A 22472-nucleotide genomic window follows, 5' to 3' on the forward strand; every position below is an offset into this window, starting at 1 on the left:
TAAAAGGACGACCGAAGTCGTCCTTTTTGTGGTCAAGCAGAACTTAGTTCTGTTTTTCCATTTGCGCGCGCAGCAGGTCACCAATGGTGGTAGGACCAGTGCTTTCAGCGACTTCAGGCTTGCTACGCAGGCTCTGAATAGCTTCTTTCTCGTCTTCAACGTCTTTCGACTTGATGGACAAGCTGATTACGCGGCTCTTGCGGTCAACGCTGATGATCTTGGCTTCGATCTCTTCGCCTTCTTTCAGAACGTTACGCGCGTCTTCAACGCGGTCACGGCTGATTTCGGAGGCTTTGAGGGTCGCTTCGATGTCGTCGGCCAGGGTGATGATGGCGCCTTTGGCGTCAACTTCTTTAACGATACCGCGAACGATAGCGCCCTTGTCATTGACAGTGACGTACTCGGAGAACGGATCGCTTTCCAGCTGCTTGATACCCAGCGAGATGCGCTCACGCTCAGGATCAACAGACAGGATCACGGTGTCGAGCTCGTCGCCCTTCTTGAAGCGACGTACAGCTTCTTCGCCCACTTCGTTCCAGGAGATATCGGACAGGTGAACCAGGCCGTCGATGCCGCCGTCCAGACCAATGAAGATACCGAAATCGGTGATCGACTTGATGGTGCCGGAGATTTTATCGCCCTTGTTGAACTGGCCAGAGAAATCTTCCCATGGGTTGGATTTGCACTGTTTGATGCCGAGGGAGATACGACGACGCTCTTCGTCGATGTCCAGAACCATGACTTCCACTTCGTCGCCAACCTGAACGACTTTCGAAGGGTGGATGTTCTTGTTGGTCCAGTCCATTTCGGAAACGTGTACCAGGCCTTCCACGCCTTCTTCCAGCTCTGCGAAGCAGCCGTAGTCGGTCAGGTTGGTAACACGCGCGGTAACGCGGGTGCTTTCCGGGTAGCGAGCCTTGATAGCAACCCATGGATCTTCACCCAGTTGCTTCAGACCCAGGGAAACACGATTGCGCTCGCGATCGTACTTCAGGACCTTTACATCGATCTCATCGCCAACGTTGACGATTTCCGATGGATGCTTGATGCGCTTCCAGGCCATGTCGGTGATGTGCAGCAGGCCATCGACGCCACCCAGATCGACGAATGCGCCGTAATCGGTGAGGTTCTTGACGATACCCTTGACCTGTTGGCCTTCCTGCAGGGACTCGAGCAGAGCTTCGCGCTCGGCACTGTTCTCGGCTTCCAGGACACTGCGACGGGAAACGACAACGTTGTTGCGCTTCTGGTCCAGCTTGATGACCTTGAACTCGAGCTCTTTGCCTTCCAGGTGAGTCGTGTCACGCACAGGGCGGACGTCAACCAGAGAACCAGGCAGGAACGCACGGATGCCGTTAACGTCGACAGTGAAGCCGCCTTTAACCTTACCGTTGATAACGCCCTTGACCACTTCTTCAGCTGCGAAAGCCGCTTCCAGAACGATCCAGCACTCGGCACGCTTGGCTTTTTCGCGGGACAGCTTGGTTTCGCCAAAGCCATCTTCGACCGCGTCCAGCGCAACGTGAACTTCATCGCCGATCTTGATGGTCAGCTCGCCAGCGTCGTTGTGGAACTGTTCCAGCGGGATGAGGCCTTCAGATTTCAGACCGGCGTGAACCGTAACCCAACCTGCCTGGTAGTCGATATCCACGATGATAGCGGTGATGATCGAACCAGCCTGAAGGTTGAGGGTCTTTAGGCTTTCTTCAAAAAGTTCTGCAAAGCTTTCGCTCATTTTAATTCCTGTTGATCAAGGGCGAAGAATACGCCCATCTGCCACGCTCCAGACAACGTGGGTTTCGTTCAAGTAAAAGAAAGCCTGCGGGACTATGACTGGTCTCCTACACGCTTCTTCGTCATCCGGCGATACCGCGAAGCGCGATTTCGCTCAGAATGCGTTCCAGCACCTGCTCGATGGACAATTCAGTGGAATCCAGCTGTATGGCGTCGTGCGCCGGCTTCAGCGGGGCTACCGCTCGCTGGGTGTCACGCTCGTCGCGTGCACATATCTCATCTAGCAGACTCGACAGACTAACATCATCGCCCTTGGCCTTCAACTGCAAGTAACGCCTGCGCGCACGCTCCTCGGCACTGGCAGTGAGGAATATCTTCAGTGGTGCATCCGGGAACACCACGGTGCCCATGTCGCGACCATCTGCAACAAGGCCCGGCTCCTCCTGAAAAGCGCGCTGGCGCAACAGCAAGGCGTCGCGCACCGCCGGCAGCGAAGCCACCTGCGACGCGCCGCTGCCTACCTGCTCGTTGCGAATGGCGTGGGTGACATCCTCGCCTTCCAGAATGATGCGCTGCCCCTGCCCTGCCGCAGTCGCTTCGAACTGCACATCCAAATGAGCGGCCAGAAGCTTGAACGCCTCTTCATTGGTCAGGTCGACGCCATGATTACGCGCGGCAAAAGCCAGAAGACGATACAGCGCACCGGAATCAAGCAGGCACCAGCCGAGTTTTCTGGCCAGCAACCCGGCTACAGTGCCCTTTCCGGAACCGCTGGGTCCGTCGATGGTGATAACGGGAGCTTTGATTTTCACTTTTTGTCCTCTTGCGCTACACGCATGCCAACCTGAGCGCACAGCGCCAGAAAATGGGGAAACGATGCGGCGGCATCCGCGCACGCTTGAATACGGATGGGCGCCGAAGCCCTCAACGATGCAACGCGAAACGCCATGACGATACGCTGATCGCTGCGAGCATCAACCTCGCCGCCACCTGGCACACCGCCTTCGATAATAATGCCATCCAGCACAGGCTCGGCCTCGATACCCAGAGCCAGCAGACCATCGGCCATCAGCCTGACGCACTCTGACTCGTCGGCTTGCAGCGCCTGTGCGCCGCGCAGAATGGTACGCCCTTCTGCACACGCTGCGGCAACAAGCAGCACCGGAAATGTATTGATCGCCAATGGCACCAGCGCTTCAGGAATATCAGCCCCTTTCAGCCGGGCGGAGCGGACATGCAGGTCTGCGAGCGTCCCGCTCGCCAGTTTGCGGACATTTTGCAGCACGATGTCGCCGCCCATCAGGCGCAGGATATCGATCGCCCCCTCACAAGGGGAACTGACCGGAACGTCCTCGAGCAGCAAGTCGCACCCTTCGCTGATCGACGTTGCCACCATGAACAGCACCGCAGACATGACATCCACCGGCCCTTTGATGTGGTGGCTCACGCCATCCGCAGGCCCGCCGCGAACCTCACGATGGTCGCCAGACGCTGTATCGACCCGGGCACGACTGGCCAGAATTCTGCCGAAGTGCTCCCTGGCTGCGCGAGCGCGGGTGAACACATCCTTCAGTTGTGCGCCATCGCCAGCGTCTACCGCATCGCGCAAGGCATCGAGATCCGTACGAAAGCTGTCCAGCGTGCGCAGTACTGCTTGCCGATTGGCCATGAAGATGTCGTGCCACATGGTCGGATCGCTGCCTGCGATACGCGTGAAATCACGGAAACCGCCAGCGGCATACCTGAATATGTCCAGGTTTTCATTACGCTTGGCCAGTGAGTCGACCAGACCGAATGCCAGCAAATGCGGCAGATGGCTGGTTGCAGCCAACACCTCATCGTGACGCTCGACCTGCATATGCTCGACATCGGCGCCCAAGGCAGACCACAACCGGTCGACAATCGCCACCGCTTGAGGATCGGTCTCAGCCAGCGGAGTCAGAATGACTTTATGACGCCTGAACAGCGCCGCGTTGGATGCTTCAACGCCGCTCTGCTCGGACCCGGCAATCGGATGCCCGGGCACAAAACGTGTCGGCATATGGCCGAATGCCTGGCGCGCAGCGCTGACCACATTGCCTTTGGCACTGCCGACATCGGTGAGAATTGCGTTACCCAGATCCAGCGGCGCAAGCAGCGCGAGGAGCTTTTCCATAGCCAGAATCGGCACCGCCAACTGAATCACGTCGGCACCATGACAGGCCACGGCAAGATCGGCCTCACAGCGATCCACTACCCCCAGTTCGACAGCCAGCTTTCGCGACTGCGGATCAAGATCGACGCCGACGACTTCGCGACACAGGCCGCTTTCGCGCACGCCCTTGGCAAAGGAGCCGCCGATCAGCCCAAGCCCCACGACCACCAGACGACCGATCAACGACCGGGCCGGTTGTTCCGAAATTACATCAACCACGCGAACACACCTGACAGCCCGACAAGACAACAAACAAACGGATCATGCACAACGCCCTCAAAGAACCGCTTTCGGGTAGGAACCCAGCACCTTCAAGGCAACGGCTTCACTGCTGATTTTTTCCAGCACGGCCTTGACCAGCGGGTCCTGGTGATGGCCGACAAAGTCGATGAAAAACACGTAAGTCCACTTGCCACTGCGCGACGGGCGGGTTTCGATGCGTGTCAGGTCCAGACCGCTCTCGTGGAACGGCACCAGCAGCTCGTGCAGCGCACCCGGCTTATTGCTCATCGACACAATGATTGAGGTCTTGTCATCGCCGGTCGGCGGGACTTCCTGGTTGCCGATGATGAGGAAGCGCGTGGAGTTGTCCGGGCGATCTTCGATCTTTTCCGCAAGACGCGTCAGACCATACAGGCCTGCCGCCATATCGCCAGCGATAGCCGCCGAATTCCACTCGCCCTTGACCCGCTTGGCGGCTTCGGCGTTGCTGGCAACGGCCACACGTTCGACATTCGGGTAATGAGCATCGAGCCATTTGCGGCACTGGGCCAGCGACTGAGCGTGGGAATAGATGCGCGTGATGCTTTGCGTCTTGGTGCTTTCGCCCACCAGCAAATGGTGGTGGATACGCAGCTCGACTTCGCCACAGATGACCATGTCGTGTTCAAGAAAGCTGTCGAGCGTGTGGTTGACCGCGCCTTCGGTGGAGTTTTCCACCGGGACCACGCCAAAATTCACGGCACCGGCAACCACTTCACGAAACACTTCGTCAATCGCAGCCATCGGCAGACTGATGACTGCATGCCCGAAATGCTTCATCGCGGCGGCCTGGGTAAACGTACCCTCAGGGCCGAGATAGGCGACCTTGAGCGGCTGTTCAAGCGCGAGGCAGGAAGACATGATTTCGCGGAACAGCCGCGCCATCTCTTCGTTGCTCAACGGACCACGATTGCGTTCCATGACTCGCCGAAGCACTGCAGCTTCGCGCTCCGGGCGATAGAACACAGGCACTTCGCCTTCAGCCAGCGAGGACATCTTGACCCTGGCCACTTCCTGGGCACAGCGGGCACGCTCGCTGATCAGCTCCAGAACTTTCTCATCGAGGCTGTCGATACGGACGCGAAGCGCCTTGAGTTCTTGCTCGGACATCAGCCGTGCTCCTTCTCGAAGTCTTTCATGTAGGCCACCAACGCGTTGATAGCGTTGATATCGATTGCGTTGTAGATGGATGCACGCATGCCGCCCACCGAGCGATGGCCCTTGAGGTTGAGCAGACCGTTTGCATCGGCACCGGCCAGGAACGGCTTGTCGAGACGATCGTCAGCCAGACGGAACGGCACGTTCATCCACGAACGATCGGGCTTGTTGATCGGGTTGCTGTACAGCTCGCTGGCGTCGATAAGGTCATACAGCGTGCGCTGTTTGATTTCGTTGCGCTTGCCGATTGCCTCGACACCGCCCTGCTCCTTGAGCCATTCGAAGACCAGCCCCGACAGGTACCAGGCGAGAGTCGGCGGCGTGTTGTACATCGAGCCATTGTCGGCAGCGACTTTGTAGTCGAGCATGGTCGGGCACAGCGAACGTGCGCGGCCCAGCAGGTCTTCACGAATGATCACCACCACGATGCCGCTGGGGCCGATGTTCTTCTGGGCGCCAGCGTAGATCATGCCGAAACGCGAGATGTCCACCGGGCGCGAGAGGATGTCCGAAGACATGTCGGCAACCAGCGGCACGTCGCCGGTTTCGGGAATCCAGTTGAATTCCAGACCACCAATGGTTTCGTTTGGCGCGTAGTGAACGTAGGCAGCATCCTTGGACAGCTTCCATTCGTTCTGACCGGGAATGGCAAAGTAGTCGTAAGGCTTGGCGCTGGCGGCTACGTTGACCGTGCCATAGCGCGATGCCTCGTCGATAGCCTTCTGCGACCAGATGCCGGTATCGATGTAGTCGGCCTTTCCGTTTTCCGGCAGCAGGTTCAGCGCAATCTGCGCGAACTGCTGGCTCGCGCCGCCTTGCAGGAACAGCACTTTGTAATTGGAGGGGATGGACAGCAGATCGCGCAGATCCTGCTCGGCCTTGGTGGCAATGGAGACGAACTCGTCACTGCGGTGGCTCATTTCCATGACGGAAAGGCCTTTGCCGTGCCAGTCGAGGAGTTCCGCCTGGGCACGCAGCAGAACAGCTTCAGGAAGCGCAGCAGGACCTGCGCAGAAGTTAAAGGCTCGCTTGCTCATATCCACTCTCGTCAAATACGTTGGGTCTGTACGCGCTTGTTTCTGGTTGCTTGCCACGAGCAGACAGACGCCGCAGCGACTGGCAGCTCCTTGCTGAAATTCTGATCCGGCTGCAGGGCTGGCCGAATGCCGCAAGGGCTGGACTTGCCTGGAATGCACATGCACTCACAGACGAGCCAGCCCTTACCTGATTTACGTTACAGCTTAGTTCTGCGGTTCGTCTTCATCTGGCGCAGCGTCCGCTTGCAGGTCTTCACCGGCATCGTCCACTTCCACTTCAGCGGCATCGACGATCACGCCGTCAATAACCTCTTCACCTTCAAGCTCTTCGCCTTCGACTTCCGACGGCTCCTGAACACGCTCCAGACCGACCAGTTTCTCGTCGCTGGCCAGCTTGATCAGGGTCACGCCCTGAGTGTTACGGCCCAGACTGGACACTTCGCCCACCCGGGTACGCACCAGCGTGCCCTGATCGGAAATCAGCATGATTTCTTCGCCATCAAGCACCTGAACTGCGCCAACCAGACGGCCGTTACGCTCATTGCTGACCATGGCGATGACACCCTGACCACCACGCTTGTACTCGGGGAACTCGGAAATGGCCGTACGCTTGCCGTAGCCGCGCTCGGAAGCGGTGAGGATCTGGCTGCCTTCTTCCGGGATCAGCATCGAAATGAGCTTTTGCCCTTCTGGCAGACGCATGCCACGCACGCCACGAGCGGTACGCCCCATGGCGCGCACATCGGATTCCTTGAAGCGGGTCACTTTGCCGCCATCGGAGAACAGCATGATTTCCTGTTCGCCATCGGTAATGGCAGCGGAGATCAGGATGTCGCCCTCGTCCAGCTCAAGGGCAATGAGGCCCGAGCTGCGTTGACGGCTGAATGCAACCAGCGGGGTCTTCTTGACGGTACCGTTGGCGGTGGACATGAAGATGAACGGAGCCTTCTTCTTGTCGGCGGCCTTGATACGGACCTTGCGCTCTTCTTCGGTCTCGCTGCTGTTTTCCGCGTCGTCCAGCTCGCCCTCAAGGGCTTCGCCTTCTTCGTCGGCACGCTTGCGCATGGCTTCGAGGTCAACCGGCAGCATGGTGGTGATGTATTCGCCGTCGCTCAGCGGCAACAGGTTGACCAACGGACGACCACGGGCAGCGCGGGACGCTTCCGGGATCTCATAGGTCTTGAGCCAGTACACCTTGCCCTTGCTGGAGAACATCAGCAGCGTGGTGTGGCTGTTGGCGACCAGCAGGTGAGCAATGTAATCCTCATCCTTGATGCCGGTGGCCGACTTGCCCTTGCCGCCACGACGCTGAGCCTGATAGACCGCCAATGGCTGGGTCTTGGCATAGCCGCCATGGGAGATGGTGACCACACGCTCTTCTTCGGTGATCAGGTCACCCAGGGTCAGGTCCAGACGTGCATCGAGAATCTCGGTACGACGGGCATCGCCGTACTCGGAGCGGATCACTTCCAGCTCTTCGCGGATCACTTCCATCAGGCGCGTTGCGCTGTTGAGGATGCGGATCAGCTCGCCGATCTGGTTAAGGATTTCCTGGTACTCGCCCAGCAGCTTCTCGTGTTCCAGACCGGTCAGGCGATGCAGACGCAGTTCCAGAATGGCCTGAGCCTGTTCCGGTGACAGGAAATACTTGCCTTCACGCAGACCGTATTGCGGGTCCAGGTTCTCAGGGCGGCACGAATCGGCACCTGCACGCTCGACCATTTCGACCACTGCGCTTGATTCCCAAGGCGTCTTGATCAACGCTTCCTTGGCTTCTGCAGGTGTCGGAGAGGCCTTGATGAGGGCGATGACCGGGTCGATGTTGGACAACGCAACAGCCTGACCTTCAAGGATATGGCCACGCTCACGCGCCTTGCGCAGCTCGAATACGGTACGGCGGGTAACCACTTCGCGACGGTGACGAACAAAGGCTTCCAGCAGGTCCTTGAGGTTCAGGATGCGTGGACGGCCGTCAATCAGGGCAACGATGTTGATACCGAAAACGCTTTGCAGCTGGGTTTGGGCATAAAGGTTGTTGAGAACAACCTCTGGCACTTCGCCACGACGCAGCTCGATGACCACGCGCATACCGTCCTTGTCGGACTCGTCGCGCAGCTCGGTAATGCCTTCGAGTTTCTTTTCCTTGACCAGCTCGGCGATCTTCTCGATCAGACGTGCCTTGTTCAGCTGGTAAGGCAGCTCGGTGATGACGATCTGCTGACGTCCGCCGACCTTGTCGATGTCTTCGACGATGGAGCGGGCACGCATGTAAATGCGTCCACGACCCGTGCGATAGGCTTCGATGATACCCGCACGGCCGTTGATGATCGCCGCTGTCGGGAAATCCGGGCCGGGGATGTACTGCATCAGTTCGTCGACCGTCAACTCTGGGTTGTCGATCAGTGCCAGGCAACCATCGATGACTTCACCGAGGTTGTGCGGCGGAATGTTGGTCGCCATGCCCACGGCGATACCGCTGGAACCGTTGACCAGCAGGTTGGGAATACGGGTCGGCATGACCGCGGGGATCATTTCGGTGCTGTCGTAGTTCGGCACCCAGCCCACGGTTTCCTTGTGCAGGTCGGCCAGCAGCTCGTGCGCCAGCTTGGTCATGCGCACTTCGGTGTATCGCATGGCCGCAGCGTTGTCGCCATCGACCGAACCGAAGTTGCCCTGACCGTCTACCAGCAGGTAGCGCAGCGAGAATGGCTGAGCCATACGAACGATGGTGTCGTACACGGCCGTATCGCCGTGCGGGTGATACTTACCGATCACGTCACCAACCACACGGGCGGATTTCTTGTACGGCTTGTTCCAGTCGTTACCCAGCTCGCTCATTGCGAACAACACGCGCCGGTGCACGGGCTTCAAGCCGTCGCGCGCATCGGGCAGTGCTCGACCGACGATTACGCTCATCGCGTAGTCGAGGTAGGACTGCTTCAGCTCGTCTTCGATATTGACCGGGAGGATTTCTTTGGCCAGTTCGCCCATGAGAAGCCTGATTCCTTTTTCTGGTGAAACCTCGCAAACCCATTCGGGGTATACGAAGCTCGCCGCTGCCAGCATGTGCAGGGCAGCGACTTACGACAAATCAACGAGTTATGCCATGAATCTACGCAGCGTGGGCGACTACAATCAGTGTCCCCGATAACCGCCGGATATTACCACAATCGCCGAGGCGCTCACATCCTTTGCAGGCGCTGAAAACGAGCCACCGGCGTGCAAGACGCCTGAGAAACGCTTACAGGCCCGCCCAGCCGCATTGCACAGCGGCAACGGCTCGAGCCCGACCGCATCAGTGAAGGTGTTTACGGCTCATCAATTGCGCTATCCGGGCGGTATCGGGACGCTCGACAATGCCCTTCTCGGTCACAATCGCATCGATCAGGTCTGCCGGTGTCACATCGAACACCGGATTGAAGGCCTCGACCTGTGCACCGACCCGCTGACCGCCCACTTCAAGCAGCTCACGGCCGTCGCGCTCTTCAATGATGATGTCGTCGCCGCTGGCCATCTCCATATCGATGGTCGAACTCGGTGCCACCACCATGAAGCGCACCCCGTGGTGCATCGCGGCTACGGCAAGCTGATAGGTGCCGATCTTGTTCGCAACATCGCCATTGGCGGTGATGCGATCAGCCCCGACGATGACCCAGGTAATGCCCTTGGTACGCATCAGGTGCGCAGCGGCGGAGTCTGCATTCAGGGTGACCGGGATGCCTTCATTGGCCAGCTCCCAGGCGGTAAGCCGCGAACCCTGCAGCCAGGGCCGGGTTTCATCGGCATAGACCCGCTCGATCATGCCTTCCAGATGCGCTGCGCGGATCACGCCCAGCGCAGTCCCGAAACCACCGGTGGCCAGCGCTCCGGTATTGCAGTGGGTGAGCACCGTCTGCAAGTTGCCTTGATGCCTGCGGATCAGGTCGGCGCCTAATTGCGCCATGGTCAGATTGGCCTCGCGATCACTCAAGTGAATCGCCACGGCTTCTGCCTCAAGGGCCACGAGCGGATCGTCACCGTCCTTCACACGCATCAGACGATCACGCATCCGGTTCAGCGCCCAGAACAGGTTCACGGCGGTCGGGCGTGAGTCGGCCAGCAACTGCATGTCTTCTTCCAGCGCCGGATACCAGTCCTCGCCTTCGGCAATGCGCGCACGTGCGCCCAGCACCGCACCGTAGGCGGCACTGATACCGATAGCCGGTGCCCCGCGCACGACCATCGTGCGAATCGCCTCGGCGACTCCCTCGGCGGTGGTATAGCGGTGCCAGACTTCCTCGAACGGCAGTACCCGCTGGTCCAGCAGGTACAGAGCGTCGTCTCGCCAATCGATGGCCTTAACTTTCTCTGCAGCCAACAGTCGATCGCGCATCGCCAACTCCATCTTGAACATCCGAAACCCAGCATCAAAAGCCGCTGATTATAGCGAGCCGCCTGCGAAGACGCTCGGGTATACTTCGCCATCAACGTAATAAACGATGGAAACCTTCTCATGCCGAACGCTACAGCACCGCTCGACCTTTTGCTCCTGCCCGCCTGGCTGGTGCCGGTCGAGCCCGCAGGCGTGGTGCTCAAGGACCACGGTATCGGCGTGCGCGACGGCTGTATCGTCTATATAGGGCCGCGGGCCGAGGCATTGAGGCAAAACGCAGTGCAGGTGCAGGAGCTTCCCGGCATGCTGCTCAGCCCAGGCCTGATCAACGCCCACGGTCATGCAGCCATGACACTGTTTCGCGGGCTGGCCGATGACCTGCCACTGATGACCTGGCTGCAGGACCATATCTGGCCCGCCGAAGGCAAATGGGTCAACGAAGACTTCGTTCGCGATGGCACCGACCTGGCCATCGCCGAGCAGCTCAAGGGCGGCATCACCTGCTTCTCGGACATGTATTTCTACCCCAAGGTGGCTGCCGAGCGCGTCCACGCCAGCGGCATGCGCGCGCAGATCACCGTTCCGGTACTGGATTTCCCGATTCCGGGGGCTCACACAACGGATGAAGCACTGCACAACGGTATCGAGCTATTCAACGACCTCGCCCATCATCCACGCATCAAGATCGCCTTTGGCCCGCATGCGCCCTACACAGTGGGCGACGAAAACCTGGAGAAGGTCCGGGTTATCGCCGATGAACTGGACGCCATGATCCAGATGCACGTCCACGAGACCGCATTCGAAGTCGAACAGGCTGTCGAACAGCACCAGGAGCGCCCTCTCGCCCGCTTGAATCGCCTGGGCATGCTCGGCCCGCGCTTCCAGGCCGTGCACATGACGCAGATCAACGACGACGATCTGGCCCTGCTGGTGGAAAGCAATACCAACGTCATTCATTGCCCAGAATCCAATCTCAAGCTGGCCAGCGGTTTCTGCCCGGTCGAACGGCTGTGGCAGGCCGGAGTGAATGTTGCGGTGGGCACTGACGGTGCCGCCAGCAACAATGACCTGGACCTGCTCGGCGAAACCCGCACCGCCGCCTTGCTGGCCAAGGCTGTTGCCGGTTCGGCCACAGCACTGGATGCACACCGTGCGCTGCGCATGGCGACGCTGAATGGCGCTCGCGCCCTGGGTATTCAGGCCGAGACCGGCTCGCTGGAGATCGGCAAGGCGGCAGACATGGTCGCTTTCGACCTGTCGGGCCTGGCCCAGCAACCGATCTACGACCCGGTGTCGCAGCTTATATATGCCACTGGCCGCGATTGCGTAAGCCATGTCTGGGTGGCCGGCAAGCAATTGCTCGACGCTCGCCGGCTGACTCGCATGGATGAACCCGCACTGCGCGACACCGCGATTGCGTGGGGCCAGCGTATTTCCGGTAAAGCCGAATAATTCGATTCGGACCGAACACATGCCAGTCAGGCTTATCTATAAGCCTGACTGATGAAAAAGAATTTTGAGTTCAAGAGGGACACCCATGAGCAACGTCGACCGCGCAGAAATCGCTAAATTCGAGGCCTTGGCCCATCGCTGGTGGGACCGCGAAAGCGAATTCAAGCCGCTGCATGACATCAATCCGCTGCGCGTCAACTGGATCGACGAGCGTGTCGGCCTGGCAGGCAAGAAGGTGCTCGACGTCGGCTGCGGCGGCGGCATTCTCAGCGAGGCGATGGCCCTGCGCGGCGCAACGGTCACCGGCATCGACATGGGCGAAGCGCCGCTGGCCGTCGCAAAACTGCATCAGCTTGAATCAGGCGTCAGCGTCGAGTATCGGCAGATCACCGCCGAGGACATGGCCGAAGAGATGCCCGAGCAGTTCGATGTGGTGACGTGCCTGGAAATGCTTGAGCACGTACCGGACCCATCGTCGGTGATCCGCGCCTGCTATCGCATGGTCAAGCCGGGCGGTCAGGTGTTTTTCTCGACCATCAACCGCAACCCGAAAGCTTATCTGTTCGCCGTGGTCGGTGCCGAATACATCCTCAACCTGCTGCCACGCGGGACCCACGACTTCAAAAAATTCATCCGCCCTTCCGAACTGGGTGCCTGGAGCCGCGATGCAGGCTTGCAGGTCAAGGACATCATCGGTCTGACCTACAATCCGCTGACCAAGCATTACAAGCTGGCCTCCGACGTCGACGTCAACTACATGATCCAGACCCTGCGGGAGGCGTGAGACATGCGTTTGAGAGCGGTTTTATTCGACATGGACGGCACCCTGCTCGACACCGCACCGGACTTCATCGCCATTGCTCAGGCGATGCTGGCCGACCGCGGCCTTCCCCCCGTACCGGACAAACTGATCCGCGATGAAGTTTCAGGTGGCGCCAGGGCCATGGTGGCAGCGACCTTCGCGATGTCGCCGCAAGCGCCGCAATTCGAAGCATTGCGCCTCGAGTTCCTGGAGCGCTATCAGCGTGACTGCGCCGTCCACAGCAGACTGTTCGATGGCATGGGCGAGTTGCTGGTCGACATCGAGAAGGCCGGCCTGATCTGGGGCGTGGTGACAAACAAGCCGGTGCGCTTCGCTCAGCCGATAATGGAACAGCTCGGCCTGGCCGAACGCTCCGCCGTACTGATCTGCCCGGACCACGTCACGCACAGCAAGCCACACCCCGAGCCGATGATTCTGGCCTGCAAGATGCTCGACCTCGACCCGGCCAGCGTCCTGTTCGTAGGCGACGATCTGCGCGACATTGAGTCCGGCCGCGACGCAGGCACCAAGACTGCTGCCGTGCGCTACGGCTACATCCACCCCGACGACAATCCTGACCACTGGGGTGCCGACGTGGTGGTCGATCATCCGCTGGAACTGCGCAAGGTGCTGGATAACGCACTGTGCAGCTGCTGAACGAGGTTTTACATGTTTGACTACTCCGCGCACCCGGAACTGCTCAAGGGCCGGATCATTCTGGTCACCGGTGCCGCTCGCGGCATCGGTGCTGCAGCCGCAAAAACCTACGCAGCGCATGGCGCGACTGTTCTGCTGCTGGGCAGAACTGAAGCCAGCCTGGCTCAGGTCCATGACGAGATACAGGCAGCAGGTCATCTGCTGCCGTTGGTCATACCCTTCGATCTGGAAAGCGCCGACCCCGCGCAGTATCACGACCTGGCGACCATGATCGAGCGCAAAGTCGGCCGTCTTGACGGGCTGCTGCACAACGCCTCGATCATCGGACCGCGCACTTCAGTGGAACACCTGCCAGGCGAAGACTTCATGCAGGTCATGCACGTCAACGTCAATGCCACCTTCATGCTCACCCAGGCATTGCTGCCACTGCTTCGGCGCTCGACCGATGCATCGGTGGCCTTCACTTCCAGCAGCGTTGGTCGCAAAGGCCGCGCGCAATGGGGCGCGTACGGGGTATCGAAATTTGCTACCGAAGGCCTGATGCAAACTCTCGCCGACGAGCTTGAAGGCGTCACCAGTGTGCGGGCCAACAGCATCAACCCGGGCGCTACCCGCACCGGTATGCGTGCGCAGGCCTACCCTGACGAAAACCCGCAGAACAATCCCGCGCCCGAAGACATCATGCCGGTCTACCTGTACTTGATGGGACCGGACAGTAAGGGCATAAACGGGCAGGCGCTGAATGCTCAGTGAGCAAAAATAACCAGACATTGCCGTGACGGAAAACTGTCACGGCAGGCGTTTTTAGCGGCATTTTAAGTCAAGGAATTGCCGACTCGCCCTCACTGTCAGAGAGATGGCGTCAGCTAAACCACTGATTTTAATAAGTCCGGGCAAAAATGAACCGAATGGCACGACATCCCCTCTAACCCAGCCAAGCCAGCAATATGTGCTGAGGAGCGAAGAGATGAATTTTCCTACCCAGACCCATGCAATCGATTTCGATACGGCTGAACTGCAACGCCTGGGTTTTCGAAATCGACCCGACGCCATACTTCCACCCCCGTCACTGCCCGAGCTGGTTTATCAGCTTGGGCGACAATTGCAGACCAGCCTGGAAGCCGAGCGGATACTGACCCTGTTTTTTCAGGGTGTGCAACGGTTCCTGCCATTGAGTGGTCTGGCCTATCGACATATCGAAAGCGACCTGAATCTGCGTCTGGGCGAGATGTCATCCGACAGCGCCACCTTTCACCTGCGTCACGAGGGCAAGTGCATCGGTGAGCTGGAGTTTCAAGGCGCCAAGCCATTTGATACCCGGCAGCTGAGCGACCTTGAATCGCTGCTGGTCTGTCTGGTGTACCCGCTGCTGAACGCCCTGCTGTATCGCATTGCGACACAGACGGCGTTGCGCGACCCTTTGACCAGTACCGGTAACCGTATCGCAATGGATCAGGGCCTGGCTCGCGAGATAGAGATATCGCGTCGTCACAAGCAACCGCTTTCATTGCTGATGCTGGATATCGATCATTTCAAGAAAGTGAACGATGAGTACGGCCATCATACTGGCGATGATGTACTGAAAACCGTTGCGCAAAGCCTGAAAGCGCAACTGCGCAATATCGATCGTGTGTTCCGCTATGGCGGTGAAGAGTTCGTGGTGATTCTTTCCAACACCGGAGCCAGTTCGGCTGAACTGATCGGCGAACGCCTGCGTCAGGCCGTGCGGAACCTCGAGTTTCGCGAGCTTGACCCAGCCCTGACCATGACAGTCAGCCTGGGATGCTCAACACTACTGCCGGCAGAAACCGCCGACAGCCTGCTGCGCAGGGCCGACAACGCCCTGTATGTTGCTAAACGCGAAGGTCGCAACCGTCTTGCCATGGCCAGCTAGCACTCTTTCCTGCCTTTCTCGCCCAGCCTCTAAACTTCCAGCGCGGCAACACGCCCACGCGCAGGCTTGACCTTGTCCAGCTGCATGCAGCGCTCCAGGAACAAATGCATGTAATCGTAACTCTTGGTAACGGCCTGACGCAGCTCAGCTTGCAGCTGCAGGCTCGGCTTGTTACCCACCAACGTGCAAATGATCTCGAGCGCCTCCCAAGGGTGCGCGTCGTCGTACTGTGCATGCATCTTGAGCCATTTCATGGCTTTCTTGCGGGTTTCTTCAGGGAATGCTTCGGCGTACGCACCATTGGAACAGACCACTGCCGACCACTCGCCCGTCGCTCCTTCAATGGCATAGTTGGTGGCCGCCATCGCAACAGCCAGTGAGTCCGAAGAGCTGGTCTGCCAGCACCAGTGGCTCAGTGCGTGCAGCTCAGGCGCAACCCGTTGATCGTGGAGGTCTTCAAGCGTCACATCGTGCGCTGCACACCAGTTCACCCAGTAGTCGGCATGATTGAGTTCGACGCGAATATTGCGCATCAGCCAGCGGCGCGCCATGTCTTCGCCAGGATGACGACCAAAGCGGGTCTTGGTGAGGTTCTTGGCCATGTACACCGCGAACTGCTCGACAACCGGCCAACCGCCGATCAGGTAATGGCGCATGATCTGCGGACTCAGCTTCGCGTCACGCATCTGCTGGTACAACTCGTGCTCGACCACCCGTGCCTTTGCAGCGCTGCAATCCTTGATCAACTGCTGCGCCCAGGCCGGATAACTGCTGGCTTCCATGAGCGGACCGGTTCTCTCGAAAGTGTCGATCACTGGGTATCTCCTCATAGGGTTTCAACTGATTAACGTAGCGTTCCTGGCGCGCCGAACATCAGGGGGTCAGGCCGTACGGGCTGAATGTACAGACTCTCGCAAGTGAACAATTCAGGGCGTGATATCAGATACCCTTGTGCAAAATCCACGCCCATTTCCTGCAACGCAAACTCTATCTGCGGCGTTTCTACGTACTCGCCAATGGTGCGTTTGCCCATCACATGACCAATATTGTTGATGACCTCGACCATAGCCTTGTTGATCGGATTGTCGAGCATGTCCTTTACAAAACTGCCATCGATTTTCAGAAAATCCACAGGCAAGTGTTTGAGATAGGCAAAGGACGACATGCCCGAACAGAAATCATCAAGGGAAAACTGACAGCCCAGCTCCTTCAACTCGTTGATAAAGCGAATCGCGCTGTCCAGGTCTGCAATGGCACTGGTTTCAGTGATCTCGAAACAGATCATTCCGGGCGATACGGCAAATGCCTTGAACTGCTGTTTCAGGTATTCGAGGAACGTATCATCGCCGATACTTGAACCTGACAAATTTATAGCACATAGCGCCTGCGGTGCCTGATGCCGATCATCACTCTGGCATTGGGCGATCACTTTGAAGACATTGTGCACCACCCAACGATCCAGCGTCGTCATAAGGCCGTAGCGCTCCGCAGCCGGGATAAAGTTGTCCGGAACCACCATTCGTCCGGACTCATCACGCAGGCGCAGGAGGATTTCTATGTGCCGTACCTCACCGCCTTCACCTTTGATCGAAGCGATTTCCTGCGCATAAAGGCAAAAGCGATTTTCATCCATTGCCATGTGCAGACGTTGTATCCAGGCCATCTCGCCGAACCGCATCGACAGGGTCAGGTCGTCAACACTGTAGACCTGAACCCGGTTGCGGCCTCTCTCCTTGGCCATATAACAGGCCATGTCGGCAGCAGACAACGACCCTTCAAGCGTGGCGGGTGTATCGCCGAGCTGCACCAGACCGATACTTACGGTAGTCATGAATGGCCGACCTTTCCACATGAAATGCAGGGTCTGCACGATCTCGCGCAACCCCTCGGCTATATCGAGGGCCGTGTCGGCAGGGCAATCGACCAGCAACACGCCGAACTCGTCACCTCCCAACCGGGCCAGTGTGTCACCGTCGCGCAAGCCCTGCGGCAATGCCCGGCAAAGCTGGCGCAGCAGCTCATCGCCCGCCGCATGACCACCGGTGTCATTGACCAGTTTGAACTGATCCAGATCAAGAAACATCAGACAGTGGCTGCTCACCTGATCGTCAATACCATCCAGTACCCGCTGCAGGCGATGCTCGAATTCACTGCGATTGACCAGCCCGGTCAGCGGATCATGGGCGGCCTGCCATGACAGATCGGCGATGTACTGACGCTCCTGTGTCATGTCATGCAGTACCAGCACCGCCCCGCTGACCACCCCCTCGTTGTAGATCGGCGTACCGACCAGTGCTACCGAGACCGTACTGCCATCCAGCCGCTGGATAAGCTTGCTGTTGGCACTGCCGCCCTTGAGCTTGCCGGTGACGATCTGTTCGACCAGCGTCGAGGTGTCCTTCTGATCGTTTTCATCCAGCAGATTGAACAGCGCTGTCAGCGGAAGCCCGCTGGCCTGGGTGCTTTTCCAGTGCGTCAGGCCCTCGGCTGCGGGGTTCATGTAGACAATGGCCCCGGCCACGTCGATGGTGATCACTCCGTCGCCGATGGACTCCAGGGTAATCTGGGCGCGCTCTTTCTCAAGTTGCAGAGCATCAGCAAACACGCGCCGCTGGACAATCAGACGACGCACACGCAGCAGCGCCAGAAGAATCAGTAAAACGGCAGTGACCAGATTGACCGCAATCAGCAGGTTGAGGATGAACCGGGACCCCTCGCCCAGCGCATCACTGAACGCCCGCGCTGCGGGTGTTACCCCTTCATTGATGACATTGATCTGCACTCGCCACTGATTGACCTCGGCGGCAGTCACCTCACCCTCACCGACCCGGTCGTGAATATTCCGCGCAAGTTCATTGAGCTGCATGAGGTAGCCATCACCCACCTCCCAAAAGTGAATGGCCTGCTTCATAAAGCTGAAGTTATGGAAGTTCAGGTACATCCAGATGATGCCGTTCGCGTCATCGGGGTGATTGCCGCCCTGGATGATCCCGGCCCTGGCATCCGCCATGGACGGAATAGGCTGATCGAGCGCCTTGCGCAAGGCGTGGCCGCCCTGAGGGACGGAAAAGGCGTTTTGATACTTCAGATAGTCACGCTCATCATGCGTGATGGCGTATAGGCTCAGGTGATGGATGGCGTCTTTCTGGCCCTTGGACCAGAGACTCTCGCCCGCCACATAGCTGCGCACCGCAGACATGGTGTAGAGACTGACACACCCCAGCAACGCCTGAAACAGCGCGACGGCAATGAATGGCCATACGATGCCCAACAGACGGGGCTTGGAGAAGGTCCATGGTTGATTCATGGGTTTCACCTCACCACATGCCTGAATAAACGTCTAGCGCAGAGACTAGGCTAAATTCGTAAATGATGGCAGGTGATTCTCCCGCCATCGAGCCAAGCTGTGCGCTGATCGAGGCATCGCACATCAGATTTGTTGCAAGTGTCCGTACAGCTTTGCGTAAAGACCTCCATCGGCAATCAACTGTTGGTGTCCGCCGTCTTCGACAATCCGCCCGCCATCAAACACCAGCACCCGGTCAGCCTGCTTCACGGCCGACAGGCGGTGCGCGATGATCAGCGTTGTGCGACTACGCAGAAAACGTGCGAGGGCCTGATGCAGGTTGTACTCGGTAGCCGCGTCCAGTGCCGAGGTAGCTTCATCGAGGATAACCACTTTAGGGTCGGACAATACCATGCGTGCGATGGCCATGCGCTGACGCTGGCCACCCGACATTCTGACCCCGGAGCGCCCTACCACGCTGTCCAGACCTTGTGGCAGATCGCGGATCGCAGAATCGAGTTGCGCAACTTCCAGCGCACGCCAGCAGGCTTCGTCGCTGCAGTCACGACCCATGGTCAGGTTGGCGCGCACCGTGTCATTGAACAGGGCGGGATGCTGCAGTACCACGGCAACGTTCTCGCGCACAGTGTCAAGACCGATATCCTGCTGACTGACGCCGCCAAAACGGATCACTCCGGTGCGGGCCGTGTACAAGCCCAGCAGCAACTGCACCAAGGTGCTCTTGCCGCCACCACTGGCACCGACGATGGCGACCTTTTCACCCGGCGCGATGCTCAGGTTCAACTGATCCAGCACCAGGTCTTCGCCATAACCGAAACTCAGGCCACGCACCTCGACCCCCACGGTCTCGCGTCCTGCGAAAGGGTCAGTGCCGCCGACATATTGCGGCTCATCGGCACGCGCCAGCAACTCGTTGATACGCGTCAGAGCACCACCCGCCGCGTAATAGGCGTATTGCAGATTCAACAGTTGCTCAACCGGCGTCATCATGAACCACAGGTAGCTGAACACCGCAAGCATCTGCCCGATCGACAGGTCCGAGAACAACACCGTGAGCATTGCGGCGGCACGAAAGATATCGATACCGAACTGGAACAACAGCCCGCTGGCACGCCCCGAGGCGTCGCTTTTCCATTGCGAATTGATGGCGTAATCACGCACTTCCTGCGCCCGCATGCCCAGCCGACCAAGGAAGAAACCCTGTCGATTACCCGCCCTGACTTCCTGAATCGCATCCAGTGTTTCACTCAGCGCCTGGGTAAAACGCGACGTGCTGTCGTTTTCCAGCTTCTTGAGATGCTTGACCCGCTTGCCCAGCTTCACCGTGAGCAGAATCACCAGCGGGTTGAACAGCATGATCAGCAGCGCCAGCTTCCAGTGCATCCACATCGGAATGCCCGCCGTGCCTGCCAGCGTCAGCGTGGCTACCAGCAGTCGGCTGAGGGTTTCGCCGACAAACTTGTCCAGCGTGTCCAGGTCGGTCACCAGATGCGTAGTCACCGTGCCGCTGCCCAGGCTTTCGTACTCACGCAGGGAAATGCGCTTGAGCCGTTCGATCAAACGTAGCCGGATACGGTAGACGATATCCTTGGCCAGCCCGGCAAACAGCCGCGCCTGCAGAACGTTGAACACCAGCGCTCCGACACGCAGCACCAGAGTCAGCAAGAGCATCAGGCCGATGTAGCCCGCCGCCTTTTGCAGGCCGTCAGGCAGCAAGTGATTCATGACTTTCAGTGCCGCATCGCCGCGCCCCAACAGCACTTCGTCAACCAGCAACGGCAACAACAACGGGATCGGCACGCTGCACAGTGTCGCCAGAACCGCGACACCATTGGCCAGCCACAGGGCTTTTTTATGACGCAACGCAAGACGCCGGATCTCGGCCCAACTCAACGCATCGCCATGCTTGGCTTGCGACCGCCGGGCGGCATCGGGCGATTCATCACGCACTGGCTGCACGCTCCAGCCATCGACCCAGCAAGGGCGAAAGGCTGCTCAACGGCTGATAACCGTTGGTCAACAGCGCCAGCTGGCCGTTGCGCTCGGCAAGCAGAGTCGGAAAGCCGGCGATGCCCAGATCCTGCGCCCAGGCGAAATCAGCGGCCGTGGCAGCTTGCCGCTCCTTACTTTCGAACTCATCGGCAAATGCCTGACGCGACAGCCCCGCCTGCTCGGCCAGTTCGGCCAGCAATGAAGGGCGTGTTACGTCACGACCTTCGCTGTAGAAAGCCCGCTGAATCAGCCCGACCAGTTCCCAGGCTCGGTCCGGGTCCAACTGCCGCGCCGCAGTGACGGCCAGACAGGCAGGCGTGGTGTCGTAGACAAACCCTTCCGGCAGCACACCGTCGCGAAGAAACGGCTGGCCGGTGGCCTCTTCGACCGCCTGCCAATGCTCAAGAATGTAACGACGCTTGGCCGGTTCCAGCGCTGCACCCTCAGAGCGCAGACCGCCCATGACCAGATGCAGCGGCACACCCGCCGCCCGAGCCTGCTGCACCAATGCGTCGGCAACCGGAGCGAAGCCCCAGCACCACGAACACATAGGGTCCATGACATAGATCAGGCGGGCAGACATGGCTCAGGCCTCGGAGGGTAGACGATAGTTACGACCAATCGGATGGGGCTGGTTACGTGCCTTGGCCAGTTCGATCTGTTTTTGCCGGTCGATGGCGCTGCGGCGAGTCTTCTCGCTCAGCGAATCCCAACAATGCGGGCAGCTGACACCCGGTGAGTAATGCTCGCTGGCGCGATCCTCGGCACTGATCGGCGTACGGCAGGCATGGCACTGGTCGTAGCCGCCTTCGGTCAGGTCGTGGCGCACCGTGACCCGGTTGTCGAACACGAAACACTCGCCGCGCCAATGACTTTCCTGCTCAGGGACTTCTTCCAGGTATTTGAGAATCCCGCCCTTGAGGTGATAGACCTCTTCAAAACCTTCGCCCAGCATGTAACTGGAAGCTTTTTCGCAGCGAATGCCACCGGTGCAGAACATGGCGACCTTCTTGTGCACCGCCGGGTCGAAATGCGCCTTGATGTATTCCGGAAACTCGCGAAAAGACGTGGTCTTCGGATCGATGGCACCCTCGAAGGTGCCAATCGAGACCTCATAATCGTTGCGGGTATCGATCAGCAGCACTTCAGGGTCAGTGATCAGGGCGTTCCAGTCCTTGGGCTCGACGTATGTGCCGACGCTCTTGTTGGGGTCGACACCCTCTACGCCCAGGGTCACGATCTCTTTCTTGAGCTTGACCTTGGTGCGATAGAACGGCTGCTCGTCGCAGTAGGATTCCTTGTGATCGATGTCGATCAGACGCGGATCGCTCTTCAACCAGGCCATCAGGCCGTCGATGCCTTCGCGGCTGCCGGACACCGTGCCGTTGATGCCTTCATCGGCGATCAACAGTGTGCCCTTGATGCCATTGTCGACCATCGCCTGCAACAGGGGCTCGCGCAGTTCCACGTAATCGCTGAGGGTCACGAACTTGTATAGCGCAGCCACGACGATCGGCTGAGTCATCGGCTCTTGAGTCATGTATCTCTCCAGTGGCGACCCTCGCAAAGGGCCTACCGGGTAAAAATGTGCGGACAAAAAAACGCACCGGCA

17 protein-coding genes are annotated in these 22472 nt (G+C 58.9%); 5 read left to right on the forward strand and 12 right to left on the reverse strand.

Features of this window, described 5'->3' with window-relative positions:
* Positions 1-43 precede the first annotated feature (43 nt).
* From rpsA to mtnA, 7 genes are all read right to left on the reverse strand, one after another.
* Positions 44-1735, reverse strand: coding sequence for a 30S ribosomal protein S1 (gene rpsA / locus ALO64_RS03150; RefSeq protein ID WP_002554562.1), 1692 nt, complete (start codon positions 1733-1735; stop codon positions 44-46).
* A 121-nt stretch (positions 1736-1856) separates the two neighbouring features.
* On the reverse strand, positions 1857-2546 hold the full coding sequence (gene cmk / locus ALO64_RS03155) for a (d)CMP kinase (RefSeq protein ID WP_044343342.1): 690 nt from the start codon (positions 2544-2546) through the stop codon (positions 1857-1859).
* Positions 2543-4147, reverse strand: a complete 1605-nt coding sequence (locus ALO64_RS03160; protein ID WP_044343343.1) for a prephenate dehydrogenase/arogenate dehydrogenase family protein — start codon at positions 4145-4147, stop codon at positions 2543-2545. Before ALO64_RS03160 ends, cmk begins: the two co-directional genes overlap by 4 nt.
* A gap of 57 nt (positions 4148-4204) precedes the next feature.
* Positions 4205-5299: a prephenate dehydratase gene (gene pheA / locus ALO64_RS03165; protein ID WP_002554565.1), complete on the reverse strand. Its 1095-nt coding sequence runs from the start codon at positions 5297-5299 to the stop codon at positions 4205-4207.
* Positions 5299-6384 (reverse strand): 3-phosphoserine/phosphohydroxythreonine transaminase, encoded by a 1086-nt coding sequence (serC, locus tag ALO64_RS03170; RefSeq protein ID WP_005731286.1) that lies wholly within the window; start codon positions 6382-6384, stop codon positions 5299-5301. Before serC ends, pheA begins: the two co-directional genes overlap by 1 nt.
* 204 nt (positions 6385-6588) lie before the next feature.
* On the reverse strand, positions 6589-9375 hold the full coding sequence (gene gyrA, locus ALO64_RS03175) for a DNA gyrase subunit A (RefSeq protein ID WP_044343344.1): 2787 nt from the start codon (positions 9373-9375) through the stop codon (positions 6589-6591).
* Positions 9376-9679: 304 nt separating this feature from the next.
* On the reverse strand, positions 9680-10756 hold the full coding sequence (gene mtnA, locus ALO64_RS03180; RefSeq protein ID WP_044343345.1) for an S-methyl-5-thioribose-1-phosphate isomerase: 1077 nt from the start codon (positions 10754-10756) through the stop codon (positions 9680-9682).
* Between the two features lie 120 nt (positions 10757-10876).
* Here mtnA and ALO64_RS03185 point away from each other — a divergent pair, with 120 nt between their 5' ends.
* The 5 genes from ALO64_RS03185 to ALO64_RS03205 all read left to right on the forward strand — a co-directional run bounded on the left by ALO64_RS03185 (position 10877) and on the right by ALO64_RS03205 (position 15561).
* Positions 10877-12208, forward strand: a complete 1332-nt coding sequence (locus ALO64_RS03185) for a TRZ/ATZ family hydrolase (RefSeq protein WP_044343346.1) — start codon at positions 10877-10879, stop codon at positions 12206-12208.
* A gap of 85 nt (positions 12209-12293) precedes the next feature.
* Positions 12294-12992 carry a bifunctional 2-polyprenyl-6-hydroxyphenol methylase/3-demethylubiquinol 3-O-methyltransferase UbiG gene (gene ubiG, locus ALO64_RS03190; protein WP_005731283.1) on the forward strand — a complete coding sequence of 233 codons (699 nt, stop codon included), beginning with the start codon at positions 12294-12296 and terminating at the stop codon, positions 12990-12992.
* A 3-nt stretch (positions 12993-12995) separates the two neighbouring features.
* Positions 12996-13667, forward strand: a complete 672-nt coding sequence (gene mupP, locus ALO64_RS03195) for an N-acetylmuramic acid 6-phosphate phosphatase MupP (protein WP_005731282.1) — start codon at positions 12996-12998, stop codon at positions 13665-13667.
* A 12-nt stretch (positions 13668-13679) separates the two neighbouring features.
* Positions 13680-14420, forward strand: a complete 741-nt coding sequence (locus tag ALO64_RS03200) for a YciK family oxidoreductase (RefSeq protein WP_005744705.1) — start codon at positions 13680-13682, stop codon at positions 14418-14420.
* Positions 14421-14634: 214 nt separating this feature from the next.
* A complete protein-coding gene (locus tag ALO64_RS03205) occupies positions 14635-15561 on the forward strand; it encodes a GGDEF domain-containing protein (RefSeq protein WP_002554573.1) in 927 nt (308 codons plus the stop codon).
* A gap of 29 nt (positions 15562-15590) precedes the next feature.
* Here ALO64_RS03205 and ALO64_RS03210 read toward each other — a convergent pair whose 3' ends face one another.
* The 5 genes from ALO64_RS03210 to trhO all read right to left on the reverse strand — a co-directional run bounded on the left by ALO64_RS03210 (position 15591) and on the right by trhO (position 22385).
* Complete coding sequence (locus ALO64_RS03210) at positions 15591-16376, reverse strand: TenA family transcriptional regulator (RefSeq protein ID WP_004657281.1); 786 nt, start codon at positions 16374-16376, stop codon at positions 15591-15593.
* Positions 16377-16405: 29 nt separating this feature from the next.
* Positions 16406-18868 (reverse strand): EAL domain-containing protein, encoded by a 2463-nt coding sequence (locus ALO64_RS03215; RefSeq protein WP_044343347.1) that lies wholly within the window; start codon positions 18866-18868, stop codon positions 16406-16408.
* 123 nt (positions 18869-18991) lie between these two features.
* On the reverse strand, positions 18992-20818 hold the full coding sequence (locus ALO64_RS03220) for an ABC transporter ATP-binding protein (RefSeq protein WP_044343348.1): 1827 nt from the start codon (positions 20816-20818) through the stop codon (positions 18992-18994).
* Positions 20811-21443, reverse strand: coding sequence for a DsbA family protein (locus ALO64_RS03225; RefSeq protein WP_044343349.1), 633 nt, complete (start codon positions 21441-21443; stop codon positions 20811-20813). The genes ALO64_RS03220 and ALO64_RS03225 overlap by 8 nt, the downstream gene beginning before the upstream one ends.
* 3 nt (positions 21444-21446) lie before the next feature.
* A complete protein-coding gene (trhO, locus tag ALO64_RS03230) occupies positions 21447-22385 on the reverse strand; it encodes an oxygen-dependent tRNA uridine(34) hydroxylase TrhO (RefSeq protein WP_044343374.1) in 939 nt (312 codons plus the stop codon).
* Between the last annotated feature and the right edge of the window lie 87 nt (positions 22386-22472).

The sequence above is a fragment of the Pseudomonas meliae genome, from assembly GCF_001400515.1.
Classification (GTDB): Bacteria; Pseudomonadota; Gammaproteobacteria; order Pseudomonadales; family Pseudomonadaceae; genus Aquipseudomonas; species Aquipseudomonas amygdali.

What these genes read in the sequence shown, in the direction of transcription:
- rpsA (WP_002554562.1), bottom strand. Translation starts at nt 1,735, where the DNA reads ATGAGCGAAAGCTTTGCAGAACTTTTTGAAGAAAGCCTAAAGACCCTC.
- pheA (WP_002554565.1), bottom strand. Translation starts at nt 5,299, where the DNA reads ATGTCCGAGCAAGAACTCAAGGCGCTTCGCGTCCGTATCGACAGCCTC.
- serC (WP_005731286.1), bottom strand. Translation starts at nt 6,384, where the DNA reads ATGAGCAAGCGAGCCTTTAACTTCTGCGCAGGTCCTGCTGCGCTTCCT.
- gyrA (WP_044343344.1), bottom strand. Translation starts at nt 9,375, where the DNA reads ATGGGCGAACTGGCCAAAGAAATCCTCCCGGTCAATATCGAAGACGAG.
- mtnA (WP_044343345.1), bottom strand. Translation starts at nt 10,756, where the DNA reads ATGCGCGATCGACTGTTGGCTGCAGAGAAAGTTAAGGCCATCGATTGG.
- ALO64_RS03185 (WP_044343346.1), top strand. Translation starts at nt 10,877, where the DNA reads ATGCCGAACGCTACAGCACCGCTCGACCTTTTGCTCCTGCCCGCCTGG.
- ubiG (WP_005731283.1), top strand. Translation starts at nt 12,294, where the DNA reads ATGAGCAACGTCGACCGCGCAGAAATCGCTAAATTCGAGGCCTTGGCC.
- mupP (WP_005731282.1), top strand. Translation starts at nt 12,996, where the DNA reads ATGCGTTTGAGAGCGGTTTTATTCGACATGGACGGCACCCTGCTCGAC.
- ALO64_RS03200 (WP_005744705.1), top strand. Translation starts at nt 13,680, where the DNA reads ATGTTTGACTACTCCGCGCACCCGGAACTGCTCAAGGGCCGGATCATT.
- ALO64_RS03205 (WP_002554573.1), top strand. Translation starts at nt 14,635, where the DNA reads ATGAATTTTCCTACCCAGACCCATGCAATCGATTTCGATACGGCTGAA.
- ALO64_RS03215 (WP_044343347.1), bottom strand. Translation starts at nt 18,868, where the DNA reads ATGAATCAACCATGGACCTTCTCCAAGCCCCGTCTGTTGGGCATCGTA.
- ALO64_RS03225 (WP_044343349.1), bottom strand. Translation starts at nt 21,443, where the DNA reads ATGTCTGCCCGCCTGATCTATGTCATGGACCCTATGTGTTCGTGGTGC.
- trhO (WP_044343374.1), bottom strand. Translation starts at nt 22,385, where the DNA reads ATGACTCAGCCGATCGTCGTGGCTGCGCTATACAAGTTCGTGACCCTC.